General features: G+C 34.8%; 22 protein-coding genes. 19 read left to right on the plus strand and 3 right to left on the minus strand.

Features of this window, described 5'->3' with window-relative positions:
* The first annotated feature begins 102 nt into the window (after positions 1–102).
* The 4 genes from ACFS3A_RS24835 (at position 103) to ACFS3A_RS24850 (ending at position 3,659) form a co-directional block, all read left to right on the plus strand.
* Positions 103–678, plus strand: coding sequence for a hypothetical protein (locus tag ACFS3A_RS24835; RefSeq protein ID WP_379828248.1), 576 nt, complete (start codon positions 103–105; stop codon positions 676–678).
* A gap of 531 nt (positions 679–1,209) precedes the next feature.
* A complete protein-coding gene (locus ACFS3A_RS24840) occupies positions 1,210–2,169 on the plus strand; it encodes a hypothetical protein (RefSeq protein WP_379828249.1) in 960 nt (319 codons plus the stop codon).
* A 278-nt stretch (positions 2,170–2,447) separates the two neighbouring features.
* The gene (locus ACFS3A_RS24845; RefSeq protein WP_379828250.1) at positions 2,448–2,738 is read left to right on the plus strand and encodes a hypothetical protein; all 291 of its coding nucleotides are present in this window, start codon (positions 2,448–2,450) and stop codon (positions 2,736–2,738) included.
* Positions 2,739–2,855: 117 nt separating this feature from the next.
* Positions 2,856–3,659, plus strand: coding sequence for a hypothetical protein (locus ACFS3A_RS24850; RefSeq protein WP_379828251.1), 804 nt, complete (start codon positions 2,856–2,858; stop codon positions 3,657–3,659).
* Between the two features lie 126 nt (positions 3,660–3,785).
* Here the strand turns inward: ACFS3A_RS24850 and ACFS3A_RS24855 are convergent, their stop codons facing one another.
* Complete coding sequence (locus tag ACFS3A_RS24855; protein ID WP_379828252.1) at positions 3,786–5,549, minus strand: DUF4209 domain-containing protein; 1,764 nt, start codon at positions 5,547–5,549, stop codon at positions 3,786–3,788.
* A gap of 71 nt (positions 5,550–5,620) precedes the next feature.
* On the opposite strand from ACFS3A_RS24855, the gene ACFS3A_RS24860 reads away from it, so the two are divergent.
* The 5 genes from ACFS3A_RS24860 (at position 5,621) to ACFS3A_RS24880 (ending at position 9,439) form a co-directional block, all read left to right on the plus strand.
* Positions 5,621–6,409, plus strand: a complete 789-nt coding sequence (locus ACFS3A_RS24860; RefSeq protein WP_379828253.1) for a hypothetical protein — start codon at positions 5,621–5,623, stop codon at positions 6,407–6,409.
* 66 nt (positions 6,410–6,475) lie between these two features.
* Positions 6,476–7,465, plus strand: a complete 990-nt coding sequence (locus ACFS3A_RS24865; RefSeq protein WP_379828254.1) for a hypothetical protein — start codon at positions 6,476–6,478, stop codon at positions 7,463–7,465.
* A gap of 661 nt (positions 7,466–8,126) precedes the next feature.
* A complete protein-coding gene (locus ACFS3A_RS24870; protein WP_379828255.1) occupies positions 8,127–8,339 on the plus strand; it encodes a hypothetical protein in 213 nt (70 codons plus the stop codon).
* A gap of 91 nt (positions 8,340–8,430) precedes the next feature.
* Positions 8,431–8,898 carry an N-acetyltransferase gene (locus ACFS3A_RS24875; RefSeq protein ID WP_379828256.1) on the plus strand — a complete coding sequence of 156 codons (468 nt, stop codon included), beginning with the start codon at positions 8,431–8,433 and terminating at the stop codon, positions 8,896–8,898.
* Positions 8,891–9,439, plus strand: coding sequence for a hypothetical protein (locus tag ACFS3A_RS24880; protein WP_379828257.1), 549 nt, complete (start codon positions 8,891–8,893; stop codon positions 9,437–9,439). The genes ACFS3A_RS24875 and ACFS3A_RS24880 overlap by 8 nt, the downstream gene beginning before the upstream one ends.
* Positions 9,440–9,608: 169 nt before the next feature.
* Here ACFS3A_RS24880 and ACFS3A_RS24885 read toward each other — a convergent pair whose 3' ends face one another.
* Together ACFS3A_RS24885 and ACFS3A_RS24890 are read right to left on the minus strand one after the other, a co-directional pair.
* Positions 9,609–9,785, minus strand: a complete 177-nt coding sequence (locus ACFS3A_RS24885; protein ID WP_379828258.1) for a histone H1 — start codon at positions 9,783–9,785, stop codon at positions 9,609–9,611.
* A 76-nt stretch (positions 9,786–9,861) separates the two neighbouring features.
* Positions 9,862–11,559, minus strand: coding sequence for an AraC family transcriptional regulator (locus tag ACFS3A_RS24890; protein WP_379828259.1), 1,698 nt, complete (start codon positions 11,557–11,559; stop codon positions 9,862–9,864).
* 327 nt (positions 11,560–11,886) lie between these two features.
* Here ACFS3A_RS24890 and ACFS3A_RS24895 point away from each other — a divergent pair, with 327 nt between their 5' ends.
* From ACFS3A_RS24895 to ACFS3A_RS24940, 10 genes are all read left to right on the plus strand, one after another.
* A complete protein-coding gene (locus tag ACFS3A_RS24895; RefSeq protein ID WP_379828260.1) occupies positions 11,887–12,579 on the plus strand; it encodes a hypothetical protein in 693 nt (230 codons plus the stop codon).
* Between the two features lie 284 nt (positions 12,580–12,863).
* A complete protein-coding gene (locus tag ACFS3A_RS24900) occupies positions 12,864–13,748 on the plus strand; it encodes a helix-turn-helix domain-containing protein (protein ID WP_379828261.1) in 885 nt (294 codons plus the stop codon).
* Between the two features lie 32 nt (positions 13,749–13,780).
* A complete protein-coding gene (locus ACFS3A_RS24905; RefSeq protein WP_379828262.1) occupies positions 13,781–14,977 on the plus strand; it encodes a hypothetical protein in 1,197 nt (398 codons plus the stop codon).
* 155 nt (positions 14,978–15,132) lie between these two features.
* Positions 15,133–15,330, plus strand: coding sequence for a YqaE/Pmp3 family membrane protein (locus tag ACFS3A_RS24910; RefSeq protein ID WP_379828308.1), 198 nt, complete (start codon positions 15,133–15,135; stop codon positions 15,328–15,330).
* Between the two features lie 219 nt (positions 15,331–15,549).
* On the plus strand, positions 15,550–15,993 hold the full coding sequence (locus tag ACFS3A_RS24915) for a hypothetical protein (RefSeq protein WP_379828263.1): 444 nt from the start codon (positions 15,550–15,552) through the stop codon (positions 15,991–15,993).
* 131 nt (positions 15,994–16,124) lie between these two features.
* Positions 16,125–16,463: a DUF4134 domain-containing protein gene (locus tag ACFS3A_RS24920; RefSeq protein ID WP_449267448.1), complete on the plus strand. Its 339-nt coding sequence runs from the start codon at positions 16,125–16,127 to the stop codon at positions 16,461–16,463.
* A complete protein-coding gene (locus tag ACFS3A_RS24925; RefSeq protein WP_379828264.1) occupies positions 16,463–16,777 on the plus strand; it encodes a DUF4133 domain-containing protein in 315 nt (104 codons plus the stop codon). The genes ACFS3A_RS24920 and ACFS3A_RS24925 overlap by 1 nt, the downstream gene beginning before the upstream one ends.
* A 32-nt stretch (positions 16,778–16,809) precedes the next feature.
* Positions 16,810–19,293 carry a TraG family conjugative transposon ATPase gene (locus tag ACFS3A_RS24930; RefSeq protein WP_379828265.1) on the plus strand — a complete coding sequence of 828 codons (2,484 nt, stop codon included), beginning with the start codon at positions 16,810–16,812 and terminating at the stop codon, positions 19,291–19,293.
* A gap of 14 nt (positions 19,294–19,307) precedes the next feature.
* Positions 19,308–19,991 (plus strand): conjugal transfer protein TraI, encoded by a 684-nt coding sequence (locus ACFS3A_RS24935; RefSeq protein ID WP_379828266.1) that lies wholly within the window; start codon positions 19,308–19,310, stop codon positions 19,989–19,991.
* A gap of 17 nt (positions 19,992–20,008) precedes the next feature.
* The gene (locus ACFS3A_RS24940) at positions 20,009–20,629 is read left to right on the plus strand and encodes a hypothetical protein (RefSeq protein ID WP_379828267.1); all 621 of its coding nucleotides are present in this window, start codon (positions 20,009–20,011) and stop codon (positions 20,627–20,629) included.
* Positions 20,630–20,635 lie beyond the last annotated feature (6 nt).

Here is a 20,635-nt window from a genome sequence, read left to right on the forward strand (position 1 = left end):
TTTGTCAAAGAAGATGCTTTGAAAATTTAAATTAAGGGGGGACTAATTTAACCCTAAACCAAATATAATTAAAGATTTAAGTTTTAATAGTTATAAAAAAAAATGTTAGAAATAATTAGAGAAATATTCAAAGATTTTCTACCTGTCGGTGTTTTCCTTACTTTTTTAATTTCTTTGACCAATATTATTGTAACCACCAAAAACCTTAAAAAGACCAAATTCATTGATACAATTACATCAGAAAGGATAAAGTGTTTAGAGACAATAAGAAACGAAGGAAGTGAAATAATAAGTGAATTATCTGGCTTTTTAAATTACTTACAATTAGAAGTTGAAGAAATTAAAAATGAAGATCCATCTGAAAATCGAAGAGTCGAAATAACTTTCGAGTATCAGCAAAATTTTTTTAATGCAAAAACTTCAAATATTCTTTCAAAAAATAGAATATGGACAAGAACTGAATTTATTAAAAATCTAAATTTATTTAAGTTAAGACTCAATTATAAAGAAGACATTGAAATTATCACATTAATCAATGGATTTATTAAGCTAGTAAAAAATGAATATAATTCAGAAAAAGACATCACTGAAGCGAATGAGAATTTGGAAACTTTTATAAATAAGCTAAAAGTAATTCTTAAAAATGAATGGGAAAAAGTTAAAAAAGAAACAAAATAAAACAACTTTCAGATTTACCTTTTGGGTACTAAATCCTAATTTTCAATAATGAAGAGTTATTAAAAAAAATAGCCATTAAAGTTGACAGGGGGTATTCTTCAAAAAATGTTAGTAGATGTAAACAATATTAATAATGAAGTTATGCATTTTAATCGAAATGCTGAGGAAGACAACTATTTATCAATATTAAGAAAAACTCATTTTTTACAGTAAATTATAAAAAACACATAAATATCAATAATAAATAAGTCTCTATGTATTTGCAAATAAACCTGAGTTATCGCTTTATCGTATTTTCGTCTAGCCAAGAACATTTGTTTTTAGCAAATGCAGCTAATAAAATTAAATTAAGATATGCTTGGAAGTTTTAAAGCAGAATACATTATCGCTTACAATTTTATGACTACTGATGTTCAATACCGACGAGAATTGCAAATATCACTAATAGACCCTAATAAAAAAGTAAAAAATATTCTCTAAGAAAAAAAATGAACAGAACAGCCTTTTTTTGAAATTCTAAAAAATATATTTATGTCGAAATCAACTCTTATGGGTGAGAAAATTATTAGTGAAATAGAGAGTGGACAAACTATTGAACAATTAAAGCAAACATTAAATATTGATGATAATGAATGGTTTAGATTCAGTTCAAAAGCAAATCAGTTATATCTTGACAAGAAAAAAAAAGAAAGAAAAAAACGATCGACCGTGCCAAATACACAAGGAACTTCTGAAAAAGAAATTACCAATCTAATTAACCTAAATAATACTTTGGCTAATTATGCGCTATGCATGAATATTTTCACAACTCAATCTGAAGTGGATTATGCCAATAAACTAGTAGTAGATCTTCCGGTTACAGAAGCACAATTAATCAAATTAATAGGAGATGTAACTATGCATCCAAAATTAAGAGTAATGCAAAAAAAAGGCAGGATAGAAAAACTACCTCATTTTGATTTATTTACAAAGATGATTGATGCAGCTACAATTTCATATTATAGAAATAATTTCATTAGTTGTTTTATGACATTGCTTCCCGTTGTAGAAGGTATTCTTATCCGTTGGATGGGTTATAAAGATTCGGAGGAGAAACCACCTTTCGAAGATATTAGAAAGTTTTTTAAAAATTCATTCATGCGTCAACCTTGCCCTTATAATATTTTATTTCATGATGTTTTTTGTAAAGCATGCGACAAAATTATTAATGACCATTTCTATAAACCGACTACCAATGGATTGGCTCACTCAAACTTTAACCGTCATGTAGCTTCCCATATTTTAAACGATAATCAATTTGCAACAAAAGATAATTGTATTAGACTATTTATACTAATAGACGCTATGACGGAAATATATATTTATGAAGCACGTCAGCATGATTTTCGTTTTGATTTAGGTAAAGAAGACACCGATGCTGAAGTTGAACTATATGTCGACCTTATGTTTAACAATATAGATCAAAGTCCAGAAAACAGTCTATTATTTTAAACTGCTAAGAAAAATGAACGAGAAGATTAAATAATTTAGTTTAAATGCGATAGCACCGTTACTTAATGTTTTGGAAAAGGACGCAAAACATATTTATCAATTTGACATTGACTGTTTCGGAATGAAAGATTACAATTTTATAAATGTTTTAAAACGGAGTGATTTTTCGTATATTCTTGATGTAGTTACAAAAAGAATCAGGACCTTGTCTTTACTATTTTGAAATTCAATCAAATCATTCTGCCTAAGAAATAGTAAATAGAGTTACAGAATACAAATTGAGAGAAAATTCTAAGGTAGTACCTGCAATTAAAAAGAATTTTCCAAAAAGCAAAGTTCTTTATGTAGGTAAAGTCAAGAAAGGAATTTGGGGAAGATTAGCTCAACACTTGGGTTACTATAAAACTACTAGAGCACAAGGACTTCAGCTTTTCTCTTGGACAAAAGGTACTAATGTTTCTTTAAAAATGAATATATTAGAATTTGAATATGAAATGGCAGATTATATCGGAGTTTTGGAAAATAAACTTGCAGAAGAATTGAAACCGATTTTAGGAAAACATAAATAATTTAACATATAAAGATAAAGAGTTAGTTAATAGATTGGGTTTACTTAATCCAAAACTGTTTTTAGCTCTAGAACGTTTTGAGGAATCAAAACTCAACAAACCAAAAAATATGCGAATATGGCAAAATCAGAATTTAGTGAAACACAATTCGTTTTTGGGTTTCTAAATGAATTACATAGTCGTAGTTCTGCATTTGGATATTCTCAATGGAGCTATTTTATGTTTCCTTCAACTTCTCTTGAAAAGGATTTACCTGTAGATTTTTTTGTAGATTTTTATAGTCACTCAGAATATTATCAATTCAAACGAAGTGATTACTTATTCGGAAGAAGAGGAGCTGCAGAAATTAAGTCAGGTCTAACAAATACATATTTACCTTATTATAGATTTCATATTTATAATAAGGCATCGACGAGAGGAGGAATGATTTATCCAGGCCAATTTGAAATGTTAAGAAAGCTAGCCTCTACTTTTCCAACTGATAGGGTTTATTATTGTGCACCATGTTTTCATAATGAATTTGATTTTCATAATTATTTTCAAAACAGATTAATATTAGCCAATTCCATAGTTATAGATTGTAGTCAATTTAATCAAACCAAGTTTTTCCCTCCTAACTTTGATATCAATGATGGAGATGAGCATTATATGATTTACAAATTATCAACGAACGGCTATATCTGTTCTCAAACACAGGAAATATCCATTCAAAAAGCAGAGAAAATCTTGGAATATAGTGAAACTAGAAAAGATGGAAATTTTTTGGCGACTCTAAATACCTTATATAACGAAATTTACTTAAATGATGGTCTTGATAATATTGAAAAACTTGCATCTGAAAACATAATCAATCAAATTATTTTAGTTCAATCCCATCTTATTCAAAATTATAATATTATTTGGAATCCTATTTTAAAATGAAAATATTGGATACCAATAACAACTAACACTATTTATTTGAACAATTGAATTAATTGAAAGTTGGTTTTGCATTTGAGATTATTTGGCAAATACAAAAATTGTAAATTCTAAATCAAAGAAAACTATCTATATCTGTTTTTCAAAAGTATATTTCCCCAGTCTCAGTATACAAAAGAAAACAAGCGATGCGGTTTGTAGACTATAATCTGAATATTCCATAAAAGAATGCGCTACATTATTGCGGATATTTTTACCCTTTTTTGTAAAGGTGAATTTAAATAACTCGATATCTTTTTCTGAAAAATACTCTTTGGTAATAGGATTTTCCAGCAACTCTTCCAGTAAATGTTCCTGTGTTTCTCCTTTTCTTTCTCCCGTTGTAGAACCACCGGAGAGTCTAATAAAATCACGTAATGCACCCTCGAATTTAATTGTCATTGAATCAATGCAAAGAATAAAATTGCTAATTTTATTTGTGTTCATTAATATTGATAATTCAAACTGAGAAAGAAAGTTATGTATGCCGGGGGCTAATAGAGAAAGCCAAGACGAATTGGCTTCTTCTTCATCATTTTTTAAGCTTTTTCGAAACTTCATTCCGTACCATGAATGTTTTTCAAGAAATTCAAATGTTTTATAATAATTTAGCTTACCATATATGACGCCATCAATAAAAACTCTTAAAAACAAGACAGAAACTTGAATGTTATGAGCAACAACATATAAGTTAAGTTTTTCAAAATCAAATTTTTCCTTATCATTTAATTTTTTTGTATTGCCGTTTATATCAAATATACTAGTACTGCAAAGACCGTATAAAGAGTTATTAATTTTTTGGTTAGCCTGTTCAGAAATATTTTTTGGATCCACTAATATTTCTTCATTGATAGACAAGAAAGCTAGGATCTCTTCAGTAGGGTGTTCAAGTATTGAATCAGATTTTGCTCTCAAATATATATTGAATATTTCGTTGAGATCGTCATCTAGAGGAACACTTATTTTGTTTAGTTTAATTTTCTGTTTAAGTCTGGTGTATTCTAATTGAACTACATTATATTCCTCTTCTTTCTTAGCTCTTTTTAAGTATTTTGCCTTTTCAGCTAACGCAGTTGATTTTACAAAACTTTCATCGTCATGTTGAGCTATAATTTCATCTTCGTTTTCAGCTAATAATTCATAAATTCTTTCATTTGGGCGTTTAACCTTGTCAAACAAAATTAAAGCCACTTCTAATGTTTTTTTGTTGTTGAAATATGCTACAGGCGATTTTTCATCAACCCAGTCTAAAATTTTATCTGCAATGCTATTTAGTTCAATATGTTTCAAAAAATTATGTTTCAAAATACTATTTAGAATTACAGTTTTAAAATAGTTTGGAACACCTTCGATTAAATCTAACGTTATCTTTTTAGCTTCTTCCTGTTTTCTTTTTGTAGATTTTGATATGAAAAAAATTGCTTCTAAAATGATGTCGAGTTCTCGAGATTCTTTTGCTTTAATCAAATTTATACTCTCCATATAGTTTTGAATTGCAATTTCGGCATAATTATTATTTTTGGTTTCTTGCCAAAGAATATGTGAATATCTTGATTTCAACCATACGTTTGATGTCTCATTTAATCGAGTAATGATGTAACTAATGTCAGTTTTGGAAAACAGTAATGTTTTATCTGATCTACCCCTGTTATTTGTGCTTTGTGCATTAGAACATAGCTGTCCATCATTCAAGTTGTGAAACAAAACTTTCCTTTCTATGATGATTTTTTTTCGCCAAGCTGTAGTTTTAATTTTATCACAATCACTTAGTTCTTTAGTAATATTCCAAACGTTTAATGATTTTATATTTTCAAGAGAATTGAAAAAAGCAGTAACTTCTTCAGGTCTTTTCATTGATGAAATTTTATGTTACATTTAATTAAAACTATTTTAACTAATTTATGAATCATTGATAAATAAAAGATATGTATTATTTAATAGATTACGTTCAAAGTAATGCAAAAGATTTTGCAAATATATTATTCTGGATATTTACGGGATGCTTAGCTTTTATGACTTATGTGAATGCGAAGAAAACACTCTTTAATCCAATAAGAAGTGAAATGGTTAAATATCAAATGAAAATTATTACTGAATTCATTGATAATCATACAGGAAAAGGATTAAATTTAGACTTGTCAATTGATTATTTAAGTATGACGAAAATAAATTATGATATAAATTATTTACTTGATATTTATAAAAGCGAAGAAAGCTTTGAGAATCACATATTTGATGATCTAGATAAAGAAGTTATCAGATATTGTGAAGAAAATATAGCTGGATTATTTGAAGTTATAAAAGATAAAGATCTTTATAGTTTTGGTTCAACTGTTATAGGCGATTACCAAACAATTAAACAATATGCTCAGAGAATATTTGTCAAATCAAAAGAGGCTACAAATAAAGGTTTGCCTTTACAAAAATTGTACTTTACAAAGAAATTTTACAATTTATATTCTGATCTAATTAATTTACAGACAAATCCATTTATCCCAAGGGAAGTTAAAACTTCTGTAGATACTATATTGCTAAATATAACTAAAAATTTATGTTTATTATACGAGAGTCTATCTATCTATATTCCGGAAGAAAAAGCAAAGTTTTATCGTGAAATATATTACCATTTTGAACAAAAAAAAATCGATCATAAAAAAGATTTAGAAATATTACGTGAGACAATAACCAAATATTTTAAGGTGAATAAAATATAGTTACCCAATTCTGTTCCTATATGAAAATTATTCTAATAAACATAGTCCTATCTAATCTAACAATATATGAACAATCCTTTTGATAAAATTGATTACAAATTTGGTACGGAAGGTATCTTATCGATGTATATGGATACATATCAATTAATTTTGGGAGCAGATTTAGAAAGCTACTCGAAACAAAAAAACGAAACTTTTAACGACAATAATCCTTGTCATATATATTTTATCCTTAAAAGACCAAAGGTTACAATAAATCCAGATTCATTTAAAAGCAGAGGTAAAAAAGTCAAATTTGATTTTATTATTCATCATCAAGACGGTTATGGAATAGTACATTTAAATGCAGAATTCCTTGAGGCAAAATCAAAATTAGAACTTATTACAGAATATCCGTATAATTTATTTGCAATCATGGAGAAAGAAAAAACTCATATTTTTGCCAGACCCAGCACACTGATTGATAGCAATGGAATTTCTGATAATATTAATCCAGACATTTTAAATTATGAAGTCTTATATATCGGACAAGCTTATGGGAAAAATGGAAAAAGGACTGCTATCAAAAGGCTTTTTAAGCATGAAACTTTACAAAAAATTTATACTCACTCATTAACACAAAATCCTGAAAGTGATATTTGGATAATGCTAACTAGTTTTTCTCAGGCAGACATGCTGCTTTCAATTGGAAAGAATCACATAAATCATATAAGAAACAGTTACAAAAGAGATAAAAATTTAGTTGAACATTTTTTTAATAATAAAGGATTCAAAATCTCTGAAAATCAAAAGATAAATTTTACTGAGGCTGCACTTATTAAATACTTTGAGCCAACTTATAATCTGGATTTTAAAAAGAATTTCCCAGATAAAAAACATAAGTCGTACTCTGAATGTTACAAGCTCGATATTCGAGCCTTAAATATTGAATTAGATACTTCAGAACATATTCGGAATTTGTACTCAAAGAAGGCAGGTAATAAAAATAATCATTCTGCAATGTTTAATTTTGAAAATGATAGTGATAGAATTAGTTTTTTAGATATGTATGAATAAATCATATACTATTTCTTTGAGTTTACTTTTAACAATACATAGTTTGAAGCAATTTTACATTTCTATTTATCATTAAATCAGGTAGTGAATTACCAACAAAATTAAACCTGGTTTAATAAAAGAATAATTGCATAAAATGGCAGAGTTTTTAATAACAAGTGGAACTTCACATCATCTGGAAAAAAATATAATTGAAGCGAAAAGAGAGATGATACTAGTGTCTCCGTATTTGCAAATATCAAAAATACTTCTTCAAGCCTTAAAGAAGCAGCGAGTAACAACATTGTAATAAAGATAATTTACGGTAAAGATAAACTAAATCGAAATGAACGTAAGGCCTTTTAAGAGATAGACACTTTGGAACTATACTTTTCCGAAAATCTTCATGCTAAATTTTAATTCAATGAATCAAAGATGATTATAACATCAATGAACATGTGTGATTTTTCAGAACGCAATAATTGTGAAATAGGAATTCTTATTGACGCAAAAAATGAAGGAGAGATTTACAAGAAAGCTACTAAGGAGGTTAAATCAATTTTGCAGTTTTCCAGATTGGAAATAACTCAATTAGGTAAGCTTCAAAATTTCAAAAATAAATAAGTTTATAAAGCACAAGGATTTTGCATTCGATGCCACCAAACAATTTTTTACAATCCAAATGCCCCATATTGTCAAACTTGCTACAACAGATGGTCATATTGGAACAATTATAATTTTGGAGAAAATGTTTGTCATACATGTGGAGATAGCACAAGAGCAGCAATGGGAAAACCTCAGTGTTACATCTGTTACATTAAAAATTAAATTCAATTATTTACTACATGACATTAGTGTAAAACATATTATTGAAGGATTATTGCTTAAATTATAAGCATATAAGTAAGTTAACTTCGATTTTCCTAAAAACGTAAACTTAACAATAAAAGTTTCCGCTATATGGAAACTATTTGTAAATTTGTAAAATGACAATTAGAGAAACTTCTTCAGGAAAAATTTACAATGTAGAAATTCTGCCTGTAGAAGATAATGATTTTAAGTCTATAGATAAAAAACGCTATTTTTTTGATTGGAAGGCTGAAAAGGGTTACGAAATCTATAAGCTGAAAATTATCAATTCAAATGATATTTTAGGAATTATTTCTTTGGAAAGAATACCCGAAGAATTTAGAATTCATATTAGACTTCTGACTGTTTCATTAGAAAATAAAGGTACAAATAAGAAATTTGACAATATTGCTGCAAACTTAATTGTCTATGCTGCGAAAATTGCAGTAGTAGAGTATGCGCAGTTCGCTTGTGTATCACTTAAACCAAAAAGTAGTATTGCCCAGCATTATATAGACAAATACAAAATGAACATAACCGGAATGACTTTGAGTCTTGAGGTTCCGGAAATTTTAAATTTGATAAACAAATACGATAATGAATAAGAAAGTAAATATTGAAGATATTGAATTTGGAGTAGATTCAAGATACATATCAGATTCAGAACGTGATACCGATGGAGCTGCTTTAATGGAAGCACGTTTACAACGGATTAAAAGCTTACCTAAAGATCAGGTCATTCGTGCCAAATTATTACAATTAAAATTAAAAATGGAAGCTTATATAAGCAAACCGACTTATGATGATCACCATTATTTTTCAGAATTCCTATCCGTATATATTGATACTATTTACAATAAGAGAAGTAGTTTTGCAAAAGATATTGATATAACTCCGGTAAGTTTAAGCCAGGTCATAAACAATCATAGAGAACCTAAAGAAGAATTTATTTTGAAGTTAATGATACATTCGGAAAAAACATATCAGAATGTTTGTGAGTTCCATAAAAAGACATGGATTCAAGTTTATTTTCAGGAAAAAATTTGTGATACTATGTCAACACAAGACAAATGGAGACCAAAAATTGAAAAACATGTAAAGTTTAATGAATCTATAAAGTTAGAAACTCTAGATATCAGCCGGTAAACAACAATTACTCTTTTGAGTTCCAATTTAATTGGAGTACTTTTAATAAAATATTGGGTGGCTAGGTTTAAAATCACTTATAGATTTATATATGATTTATAAAAATCTATCTATTAAGAAAAAGCCTTCCAGAATTTCTTGAAGGCTTAATAATTAGAGTAAGATTGAATTATTTTTTTGATTCTTCAATAGAAACTTTTCTAAACTCTTTTAATAGTTTTTCCAGTTCTAAGGAAGATTTTCGCGCTCTTGCCCCGGCAGCTTTAATTCCTTTTTCTGATAATGATTCAGATTCTGTTTTGAATGTTTCGATTTCAGCATTGATTTTTGCTAATAGATCTTTCATAAATTTTCTGTTTTTTAATTACGGTGCAAAAATAGAAAGTAAAAAATAATATCCTAATGCGTGCTGCTTTAAAGAATTATATTTTTTCTTTTTTTATTTCTTCAATGAAAAACTGCGGCGTAATACCTGTCTTTTTTAAAAAGGCCTTCGTAAAACGTTCCGTGGTGCTGAAGCCGGACTCTACTGCTAAAGCTTCATACGTATAGCCTCTCAATTTATGTTCCTTGCGCAGCAGTGTTATAATATGCTCAATGCGGAGGCCATTGATATAATTAGTGATTCCTTTTTCTCTGGAGTCCTCCAGCACAATGGCCAAGTACTTGGGATTGGTGTTAAAAGCGGCGGAAAGGCTGGTCAGGTTCCAGTCTTTTTCTAGGAATCTTTTATTTTTTTCGAAATTGTCAAGTTCCCTCAGAAGAAAGTTCACCGTATCAGGACTGATATTCTTAATCGCATCTTTTACGGTTTTTGTCTTTGGCGCGGTGATCTTTGCATCAAACTCATCCATTAGAGCCTGATATCTCTTTTTGGCAGTTCTTTTAGTCCTTTTATGAAAGTAATTGGCTCCTAATAATATAAGGAATAATATAAGGATTACGGCAGCAAATATGATGTCATACCTTTTTTCTGAAATAAGCTCCGCTGTCATGCTTTCATTTTCCGCCGATATCCTTTCCTTTTCATGAAGCAGCTCTTGAGTGTCATACTGTTTATGGATTTTTCCAATTATGTATCTGTTGGTTTCGGTCAGAACAGTGTCTGCTTTTAAAAGCTGATCGATATAATAAAGTTGTTTTCGTAAATCTTTTTTGGTTTTATAAAAGCTGATCAGCAGTTCGAAAGCCTGTCTCAGATCTGCTCTGACATACTTTTTATCCCGGAATATTTTATCTACAAGTTCAAAATAGGGAACCGCTTTTTCTTTCTGGCGCAGTGACCAGTAGTTTTTGCCGAGATAAAAGTAACCTACGGCTTCATTTCCGAAGTCATTGTTTTCCCTGATGGGTTCAATTGAGGATTCCAGATTTTTGATTGAAGTGCCGTAGTTCTTTTTAAAATATTCGTTGATTCCTTCGGACTGCGTGAAATAAGGAACCATCTCTTCGATTTTTCTTGTTTTGCTTTCTGAAATTCCAAGGCTGTTTATTTCAGCGCTTTTTCCGTAATCTCCCAACTTAGTGTAACAAAGCCCGAGTGAATGAAGTGAATTCAGATACGGTCTAGGATCTTCCTTACTGTAGTAATCCGCACATTCGCTGAGAAGGGAAACGGCTTCGTCATAAAAACCGGCGTACAGTTTAGTGAGGGCAATGCAGTATTTTACTTTATGGATCAGGTACTGGTCCTTGGTTTTTGAAATATAGCCGTTTGCGATGAGGTAATTGTCCATGGCAGGCTGATGCATTTTCAGCCCGTAGTATACGGTCCCTCTGGTAAGGTAAGCTGATCCGATGAGTGCATTGTCAGAGGACTTTTTGGATGCGTTTATCATGCTGTCCGCATAAATGATTCTGATTTTTCCGGGCGAAAGCAGCATCAGATTCTGGAAACCGTTGACTATTTGTTTGCTATTTTGCTCGTTTTTTGCTTTTTGCAGAAAAGCGTATGCATACACCGACGCGGCTGCACTGTCCCTTTTCAGCTGGTAGAATCTTTTGTCCAGATAGTCGTAATTCCTATTTTGAAGGGAATCGGGTATTCTGGAAAGGTTTTTCTGTGCTAATGCTGGTAAGTGAGACAGCAGTAAAAAAAGGAGTAGAGTATTTCTATTCATAGCTGGCTGATTAAGTGTTTTAGGATATGGTAATCTGATTCCTCGGATTAATTGTCCGAATAATTTTACATTGAATCGCGCTAAATATAACACAAACTATTGGAATTTTATTGAATTCTTCGGAATAAAAGCACTGCGGATTTCTCGAAAATCCATAGCGGAAATGCCGAAAACCCGCAAAGCTTATGTTGCATGGTATTTTAAGGCTGTATAGATTTGCCTCGAATTCAAAAGCATAATGTCCGGCAGGGTGCCGGATAAAAGTTCTGCTTATCCGGATGAAAGGAACTGGGAAGAAATTTCCGTTCACATTCAAATAACTAAATCATGAAAACCATTTTATTATGCATTATAATACCTGTTTTTTTTATTTCATGTTCCGCTGAACCAGATGCTCAAACTTCGGTTAATCTCCCGAATGCCGACGCAGGAGCCGCTGCCCAAACCGGTGGTCCCGCCAATCCCGCTAACCCCTATGATAAAAATGGCGCCAAAGTTTACAGCGTGCTTAACGAATATTATAAAAACAGTCTGGCTCCCAATTCGGTTTCTGAACTGGCCGGACAGATCAGATTTGTAGCGGAAAATTTCTATAATAATAGAAATACAACCGGAAGATTAATACCCTTGAGCGATGAAATGGTCCAGTCCATAATGGAGGATCCGGATAACAGCATGATTTCGATTGTGCAGAATAGTGTCCTGCAGAGCCAAGTCAAAACAGGTCTTATTGCTTTTCTGCAGGGCCTTATCCTTAAAAGGCAGCAGGAATTCGATATTACCTACAGCTATATTGTTCAATATGAATCGGATGTGCTGGCTGATGTTGTTTTCTCAAATGAGGAAAAAGAAACCATTTTAACGATCTGCTCGATTTCCAGATATTCACTTTATTCCGAAGAAGAGCGTAAGGATAAAGACTGGGATATTCTTATAGGAAATAAGCGGGCTAAAAGGTTCTTTAGCGCCGGCGAAGCTCCGCTCATTTCTGTAATAGCCCTGCTGGAAGGATGCTTTTAGTTACAATATAATATATTAATCTACCCACAAATGAAACCACATGCTATTTTGTATATACTGCTGCTTTCCTTTAATCTGATCAGTCTTTATTTTATTATTGACCTTTTCCTATTTAACGGGATAGAGGATTTTATGAGATACGGACACAGAAGGTTTATGTTTTACATCCTTTATCTGACGATACTTTTGAATCTTTATTTTTTGTGCTGGATAGCCATAAAAAGAAGATTCGAAGAATGACAGGGCAGTTTTTTCAATTTTTTAAATGACTACTATTATATATTATGCTGAAAGATTTGATTAATATTGAACGCATTGAATTGTCTGCTAGGATGTTTAAGATCTATTTTGTTAAGAAATATGTCAGCAGGACCGCTGCTGATGAAACTTTTGTGATTGATAATCCTGCGGTTCTTTTAATGAAGTCCGGCAGTTTTAAGGTGCAGCTGAAAAAGATTAATCAGGATTTAAAAGCACATGATCTGCTGGTGTTGCCTAAAAACACTTCGTTTACCGGGATAGAAGCAGGCAGCAGGCTGCAGTTTTTTTTAATTACTTTTTCTTCCGGTATTAACGGACACGGTTTCAGTTTTAATCAGAATGATTTATTCTCGTCCGGCTCCGGAAATGAAGCTGTAAAAATCAGTCTGGATGAAAATGATTATATGGTGCTTTCCTTAATCTGCAGGCTGCTCTATGCAGAGATCAGCGGCAGTCTTGCCAATGAATTTGAAGTCAAGCTGCAGCAGATCAGTTTAAATCTGCTTCTTTTTGAGATGAATCTGATTACTGTCAAGTACCTCTCAGCAGGTGGCATGAACTTTTCAAGGTCAGAAAGCTTAGCTTCGCAGTTCCTCACAGTGCTGTCCATCCATTGCCGAAAACATCATACTGTCAAGTTTTATGCCGGCGTAATGTATCTAAGCCCCGAACACCTTAGCAAAATGGTCAAGGATGTGACTGGCAAAGCCGCCAAAAAAATTATAACGGAAGCCGTTGTTTCAGAGGCAGTCGGCCTTTTAGAGAATCCGCATCTCACGATGGCGGAAATAGCGGAAGAGCTGGAATTCAGTTCAGTCGCTTCTTTCAGCATTTTTTTTAGAAAATCAATGTTCTGTACCCCATCTGAGTACCGTAAGAATACTATCGAGAGATTTAAGAGTCGTTAGTTTTCACCATTAACTGCTATTAAAACATGAAAATGATAAACAACAAATATCCTTTAGAGTGGCTGGATTATCTGGTATTGCAGCATTTTAATCCCGCTAAGACAGATGTCAGTATGCTTTCGGAAGCCGATCTGGCAGTAATTTCAGAGAATGCGACACTTGAATCCAGCAGGATTCAGGTAAGGGTCAAAAATGAAATTTTCGCAATGAGGCGAAAAAGGCAGATCCGTCTGCTGGTAAGAAAGTATCATTCCACCCTGATTTATCTGATGGATCATATGGCGGAAAGCAGCAGATCAGCTTCTTTTCAGCGTCCGGAAATTGTACGAACTGCAGAAATCATAATGAAATGTCTCGATGAACTTTTATCCTTTCTTGAGAACAGATATACTGCTTATCTGAATCTGGATGAAAAGGTACCGGTTTCCTATCTGTTGGTTTTCCGAAAAGAGATGCAGCTTAAACTAAAAAAAATGCAGCATCAGAAGCATGTAGTCAATTCTGGTGACCAACAGGAGGTTTTAAAAATAGTCAATGACGAACTGGCAGCTGTGCTTTCACTGAAAAACAGAAACCGCTTGACATTTCGCCAGACACTTTATCAAAAGACAGTTGTAAGGGAATTGGAAAGTTTGGGTTCCATAGAAAGTGAGAGTGTTTTTTTTTCCGTGCTTGACCGCAGACTGATTGCGCTGAATTTCAACAGCAAGAGTTACATTAACCTACTGCTTAAGAGAGTATCGGGAAAAGTGGATGAATCAGAACTTATTTCTGAAAAGCTGAGCCTGATAGCTTATTGTTTTAAGGAGTTCAGCCAGATTGAGACAGACTGCCGCCTGTTTTTCAATGGGGATATGCAGTCGCTCAGGACGGTTGTAGAAAACTGGTTCAGGTATGAAATCGAATATTATGAGAAATTGATGAAACTTTCAGCGCTGGAAACCGAGAATGAGCTTCATCCCGGTCATAAGAATGTAAACAAGCTGGAATGTGATCTTTCTGCGGATCAGATAGGAATTATCCTTAGGGCGGCAGATGAGGCAAGAGTGGTGAAATCCAGATCCATGACCCTGGTATTCCAAAGGATTGTGCCTCATTTATCCACAACATTTAAAAAAGACCTTTCCTATCAGTCGGTCAGAAGCAAATCCTACAATGCGGAGGAAAATGATAAAAATATTGCCATACTGACACTCGAGAAAATGATAAGAAAGATTAAATCGTACTAGATTGTTGAATTTCCTGCACGTGAATGAAACAAAGTCATCCCAAGCGGGTCTGATATTGCAGCTTAAGGATTAACAGAGGGGCAGGTGCGGACTGAATTAAGACCGCCATTAGCTGCCGCAGATTGATTTTATGAATTATTAAAACAAAAACTATGATGACATTAATCGCTATTTTTTTTCCGCCGCTTTCATTTCTTCTGAGGGGAAAACTTTTGACGGCCCTGCTGTGCTTTGCACTGCAGCTTACTTTAGTCGGGTGGATTCCGGCAGCCCTATGGGCAGTAGTCTCTCTTCAGAATTCAAGAGCGGACAGACGAAGCTCCAAGCTTATTAAAGCAATGAGATCAAAATAAAACCTGCCAGCCGGCCAATGGAGCCTCTGGAAACCTTAATGGTTTTCAGAGGCTTTTTTATTTCCAATAATTGCATTAATCCCTTTTTTTACTCGGGGTACAAAAGGGTACAGAAAAAGTTGTACTTGTAGCACACCCGTTGCAATTGTTCCTTTGCCCTGTATTAAAATCGGAATGCGCAGGATGATTTGCAGATGTTCAACCAATAAATAAAAAATTATGCTTTCAAATATTTCATGGAGCAGCTACTTTGCTGCAATGCTGATTCTTGTGGCGGTATGGTACGGCTTTCTTATTTATAAATACAATCTGAAAGATCTCCTGGACCTTTTTCAGGGAAAATGGAATAGGTTTTCCGTAAAGGAGAAACCTGTGACGCAATCTGGATTATTTTCAGAATACAAAGAATCTTTCATTACTCTTGAAGATGCTGAGGAATTGTATAATAAAATTTTAGAAGTATTTACCGAAAGTGATACTAGAGGTATTTCCAAAATGGAGTTTCAAAATTATATGCGGTTTATTCTTTCTGAATATCCCTTCGTAAAGAAGTCCGCCCTTCGGGAAAAAATCAATTCACTTGTAATCTCAGAGAGCGTAAAATACCCCGAATTTGTTTTGACCTATGGGGAAATTGACGGGCTGTGGGAAGAGCAGCAGTAAAAAAATAGACAGAGAAATTTCCCCTGTTCACTCTAATGCGGTATGGCGATTTGTGACAAGGAGATAGTAGTTGTAACAGTGGGATTTCTCGGTCTTTATTTCAAGTACTAATTTAATTTAAATGAGCAGAGATGAAAAGATGGTGTAGGAAATTAAAGAGTTTCTGGAGAAGGAATAAAGTAGTAATTGCGTCAGTTTTTTTACTGATGGTAATTAATGGAACCGGATATGGTCAGGATGGTGTGGCCGGGATTAATGAAGCCAATCAGAAGGTACGAAGCTATTTTGATGCGGGTACCGAACTTATGTATGCAGTTGGAGCTATTCTTGGCCTTATAGGGGCTGTTAAGGTTTATCAGAAATGGAATGCCGGTGATCCTGATACGGGCAAGGTAGCAGCGGCTTGGTTTGGAAGCTGTGTCTTTCTTGTTGTGGTGGCTACAGTGATCAAATCTTTCTTTGGTGTCTGATGGCAAACAGTGTTTATACCGTCAATAAGGGTATTAATCAAAGCATTGAATTCAAGGGGTTAAAATCACAGTATATCTGGTATTTAGGAGGGGGAGTAGTGGGATTGCTGGTACTCTTTTCGATCCTGTATATCATAGGGATTCCTTCGCTTTTATGTGTTGGGATTATTGGAAGCTCGGGAGGTCTGCTGGTTTTTAAGATCTACAGGATGAGTAACAAATATGGCGAGCACGGCATGATGAAAGCGGTGGCGCGAAGACAGCTTCCAAAAAGCATTAAGGTTTACAGCAGGGCGGTTTTTATTAAGATATAGTCGCAGAACGTTAATCGTTAAAAAGCAGAGGGATGGAGAAGAGGATAGAAGAACTGCTGCCTGTTATGGCAGTGGAACACGATTGTATTGTGTCCAAACAGGGAGATGTAACGGTGGTATTCAAGGCAGAGCTGCCGGAGATTTTTACCTTATCGGATCAGGAGTATGAGGCTTTTCACCAGTGCTGGATTAAAGCTTTGAAGGTGCTGCCGAAATTCTGCGTTTTTCACAAGCAGGACTGGTTTTTGGAAAAAGGGTATAAAGCGAATTTCTCGGGTGCTGACAGCAGTTTTTTAAGCAGCAGCAGTGAACGGTTTTTTAATGAAAGGCCTTTTCTGGAGCATTCCTGTTATATCATGCTGACCAAGAAACCTGTAGGAAGGAAAAATTCCACCTCCTTATTTTCCAGTCTGATCAGAGGCAGTCTGGTGCCGGAAGAGACTTTGAATAAGCTGCTGCTGCAGGAGTTCATTGACTGTACAGGGCAGTTTAAGAGAATCATGGAAGACAGTGGTTTTGTCTCCCTTATTCGTCTGAAGAATGATGCCCTTAAAAGCGAAAGCCGGAGTATCGGGCTGATTGAAAAGTACTGCTTTTTAGCCGAACAACACGATTCGTTTGTTTTTTCAGATATTGAGTTTGATCAGGGATTGCGGGTTGGGGACAAACACTGTCAGTTGTTTACCCTTGGTGATGCGGCAGACCTGCCGGCTTTGTGTGGTTCACGGATAAACTATGACCGTTATTCCACCGATAAAACCAAGTTCAGTGTGGGTTTTGCTTCGACACTGGGACAGTTGTTGTCGTGTAATCACATTTACAACCAGTACATTTTTATTGAGGATGCTCAGAAAACCATCCGGAAAATGGAGAGTAAAAGACTTCGGCTCCAGTCGTTGTCGGCTTACAGCAGGGAGAACCTGATTGCCCGTGATGCGACGAATGATTTTCTGAATGAAGCGGTATCCCAGCAGCGATTACCGGTGAAGGCGCATTTTAATGTGCTGGCCTGGAGCACGGACAAGGAAGAGCTGAAGGAGATTAAAAATAAGGTTTCCTCGTCACTGGCGCAGATGGATGCCGCAGCCAAGCAGGAAACGGTTGGAGCACCTCAGATCTACTGGGCCGGCATGCCGGGAAATGAAGCGGACTTTCCCATGAATGATAGCTTTGACACTTTTACGGAACAGGCAGTCTGTTTCCTGAATATGGAAACGGGTTACCGTTCATCGCTCAGTCCCATGGGAATCCGTTTAGGGGACAGGCTGACCGGTAAACCGGTTCACGTGGATATCAGCGATGAGCCTGTTCGGATGGGGATCTGCACCAACCGCAATAAGTTTATACTGGGGCCTTCGGGCAGCGGCAAATCGTTTTTTACCAACCATATGGTCAGGAGTTATTACGAGCAGGGAACCCATATCGTGCTGGTGGATGTCGGACACAGTTACAAAGGGCTGTGTGATATGGTTGGAGGGTATTATTTTACCTATGACGAAAATAACCCGATCCGTTTTAATCCTTTTTATATTTCGGAAGGGGACAGTCTGGATACGGAGAAGAAGGAAAGTATTAAAACACTGCTTTTGGCACTCTGGAAAAAAGATGATGAAACCTTTAACAGAAGCGAGTATGTCGCCCTTTCCAATGCACTGCAGCTGTATTATGATAAACTGGACAGGAGTAAGGATATTTTTCCCTGCTTTAACAGCTTTTATGAATTTTTAAAGGAGGAGTTTGTTTCGGTTTTAAAGGGTGATAAAGTAAAGGAAAAAGACTTTGATGTGAGCAATTTTCTCTATGTGCTGCGTCCGTATTACAAAGGCGGGGAGTTTGATTATCTTTTGAATGCCACGGAGAATCTGGATCTTTTAAAGGAGAGGTTTATCGTGTTTGAGCTCGATAATATCAAAGACCATCCGATTCTTTTTCCGGTGGTAACGATTATCATTATGGAGGTCTTTATCAATAAAATGCGAAAGCTCAAAGGGATACGTAAAATGATCCTGATTGAAGAAGCCTGGAAGGCTATTGCCAAGGAAGGTATGGCAAGTTATATCAAGTATTTATTTAAGACGGTTCGGAAGTTCTTTGGAGAAGCCATAGTGGTCACGCAGGAGGTGGAAGATATCATTTCTTCTCCCGTGGTCAAGCAGGCCATTATCAATAACAGCGACTGTAAGATCCTTTTGGATCAGAGTAAATACCAGAACAAGTTTGACCAGATTCAGGAACTGCTGGGATTAACAGAGAAAGAAAAAGCACTGGTACTTTCGGTCAACAAGGCCAATGATCCGGCCCTAAAATACAAGGAAGTTTTTATCTCCCTGGGAGGAATGCTGTCCAAAGTATACCGAACTGAGGTATCACTCGAAGAATATCTGGCCTATACCACAGAAGAAAGTGAGAAAGTGAAAATGAATGCCTATGCCGCAAAGTTTGGAGGGGATATCAAAAAAGGGATTGCGGCGATGGCTCAGGAGATGCGGGAAGGAAATTACGTGATGGGAAAATGAAGATGAAGATAAAGATGAAAGCAAAAATAATACTCTTGATAGCGTGTCTGCTACTGGTCAGTATTCCGGTGAGACCGGCCAATACCATGGCAGTGATTCCGATACTGGAAATTGTAAAGACAGTGACCAAAAAAGTAATCAAGGCCATTGACCTGAGGATTCAGAAACTGCAGAACAAGACCATCTGGCTGCAGAATGCCCAGAAACAGGTGGAAAATGTATTGTCTAAATTAAAACTGGATGAGATCTCGGACTGGACCCAAAAACAGAAAGACCTCTATAAAGGTTATTACGAGGAACTGGCCAAGGTGAAGTCACTGATTACCTATTATCAGAGAATAAAAGAAATTACCGTGAAGCAGACCAGACTGGTCAGGGAATACGAAAGAGCCTGGAATCTTTTCAGGCAGGACCCGCATTTTAAGCAGAATGAGATACAGTACATGGAAAAGGTGTATTCAGGGATTTTGGAAGAAAGTGTAAAGAATATCGACCAGATTTTTTTGATATTGGATTCTTTTACTACCCAGATGAGCGATCTGAAAAGGCTTGAGATTATCAATAGGGCGGCAGACCAGATCGATGCGAATTATGATGACTTGTTGCTTTTTAATCAGCAGAATGTGATGCTGAGCCTTCAGAGGGCTAAAACAGAGGCAGATGTCAAGCAGCTCAGAGAATTTTACGGAATCCCATAACTGATAAAAAAAAGATCATGAAAAGAGGGTTGGTGGTTGTAGTAGTGTTGGTAATGCTGGTTTTTCATTCGGTGGTTCAGGCTCAGGCCAAACAGCAAAAGGAATTGCTGCTTCAGATTGCGGCGCTCCAGGTATATATGGATTATGCCAAAAAAGGATATTCGGCCGTGTCTAAAGGCCTGAATTTTATCGGAGATGCGAAGAAAGGGGAGGTGAACCTGCATGGGGATTATTTTACCTCGCTTGTTAAGATCAATCCAAAAGTCAGGAATTATTATAAGGTCGCAGAGATTGTTTCATTGCAGCTGAAAATCATGAAGAGCTGTAAAAAGACTTATGTTGCTCTTTCTACAAGTGATTTGTTTCATGGGGATGAACTGGATTATATCGAACGTTCTTTTGAAAGACTGCTCAAGAATTGCAGCCGGACACTAGACGAACTATTGGTTGTTGTCACTGATGCTGCATTGGAGCTCAAGGATGACCAGCGGATAGAACGTATTGACGTATTGCATGAAACCATGCTTGCCGATTATAATTTCTGTCTGTCTTTTGGAAAGGAGGCTAAACTGCTTTGTATTGCAAAAGCAGGGGATCGAAAGGATGCAGTTGATTTGGAGGGTATTTATGGATTGTAAATTAGA

It is taken from the genome of Flavobacterium notoginsengisoli, from assembly GCF_042686225.1.
Classification (GTDB): domain Bacteria; phylum Bacteroidota; class Bacteroidia; order Flavobacteriales; family Flavobacteriaceae; genus Flavobacterium; species Flavobacterium notoginsengisoli.

Coding starts and splice junctions, on each gene's coding strand:
- ACFS3A_RS24850 (WP_379828251.1), top strand. CDS start 2,856: ATGGCAAAATCAGAATTTAGTGAAACACAATTCGTTTTTGGGTTTCTA.
- ACFS3A_RS24875 (WP_379828256.1), top strand. CDS start 8,431: ATGACAATTAGAGAAACTTCTTCAGGAAAAATTTACAATGTAGAAATT.
- ACFS3A_RS24895 (WP_379828260.1), top strand. CDS start 11,887: ATGAAAACCATTTTATTATGCATTATAATACCTGTTTTTTTTATTTCA.
- ACFS3A_RS24910 (WP_379828308.1), top strand. CDS start 15,133: ATGACATTAATCGCTATTTTTTTTCCGCCGCTTTCATTTCTTCTGAGG.
- ACFS3A_RS24860 (WP_379828253.1), top strand. CDS start 5,621: ATGTATTATTTAATAGATTACGTTCAAAGTAATGCAAAAGATTTTGCA.
- ACFS3A_RS24925 (WP_379828264.1), top strand. CDS start 16,463: ATGGCAAACAGTGTTTATACCGTCAATAAGGGTATTAATCAAAGCATT.
- ACFS3A_RS24855 (WP_379828252.1), bottom strand. CDS start 5,549: ATGAAAAGACCTGAAGAAGTTACTGCTTTTTTCAATTCTCTTGAAAAT.
- ACFS3A_RS24900 (WP_379828261.1), top strand. CDS start 12,864: ATGCTGAAAGATTTGATTAATATTGAACGCATTGAATTGTCTGCTAGG.
- ACFS3A_RS24870 (WP_379828255.1), top strand. CDS start 8,127: ATGCCCCATATTGTCAAACTTGCTACAACAGATGGTCATATTGGAACA.
- ACFS3A_RS24880 (WP_379828257.1), top strand. CDS start 8,891: ATGAATAAGAAAGTAAATATTGAAGATATTGAATTTGGAGTAGATTCA.
- ACFS3A_RS24840 (WP_379828249.1), top strand. CDS start 1,210: ATGTCGAAATCAACTCTTATGGGTGAGAAAATTATTAGTGAAATAGAG.
- ACFS3A_RS24835 (WP_379828248.1), top strand. CDS start 103: ATGTTAGAAATAATTAGAGAAATATTCAAAGATTTTCTACCTGTCGGT.
- ACFS3A_RS24865 (WP_379828254.1), top strand. CDS start 6,476: ATGAACAATCCTTTTGATAAAATTGATTACAAATTTGGTACGGAAGGT.
- ACFS3A_RS24920 (WP_449267448.1), top strand. CDS start 16,125: ATGAAAAGATGGTGTAGGAAATTAAAGAGTTTCTGGAGAAGGAATAAA.
- ACFS3A_RS24890 (WP_379828259.1), bottom strand. CDS start 11,559: ATGAATAGAAATACTCTACTCCTTTTTTTACTGCTGTCTCACTTACCA.
- ACFS3A_RS24915 (WP_379828263.1), top strand. CDS start 15,550: ATGCTTTCAAATATTTCATGGAGCAGCTACTTTGCTGCAATGCTGATT.
- ACFS3A_RS24930 (WP_379828265.1), top strand. CDS start 16,810: ATGGAGAAGAGGATAGAAGAACTGCTGCCTGTTATGGCAGTGGAACAC.
- ACFS3A_RS24935 (WP_379828266.1), top strand. CDS start 19,308: ATGAAAGCAAAAATAATACTCTTGATAGCGTGTCTGCTACTGGTCAGT.
- ACFS3A_RS24940 (WP_379828267.1), top strand. CDS start 20,009: ATGAAAAGAGGGTTGGTGGTTGTAGTAGTGTTGGTAATGCTGGTTTTT.
- ACFS3A_RS24885 (WP_379828258.1), bottom strand. CDS start 9,785: ATGAAAGATCTATTAGCAAAAATCAATGCTGAAATCGAAACATTCAAA.
- ACFS3A_RS24905 (WP_379828262.1), top strand. CDS start 13,781: ATGATAAACAACAAATATCCTTTAGAGTGGCTGGATTATCTGGTATTG.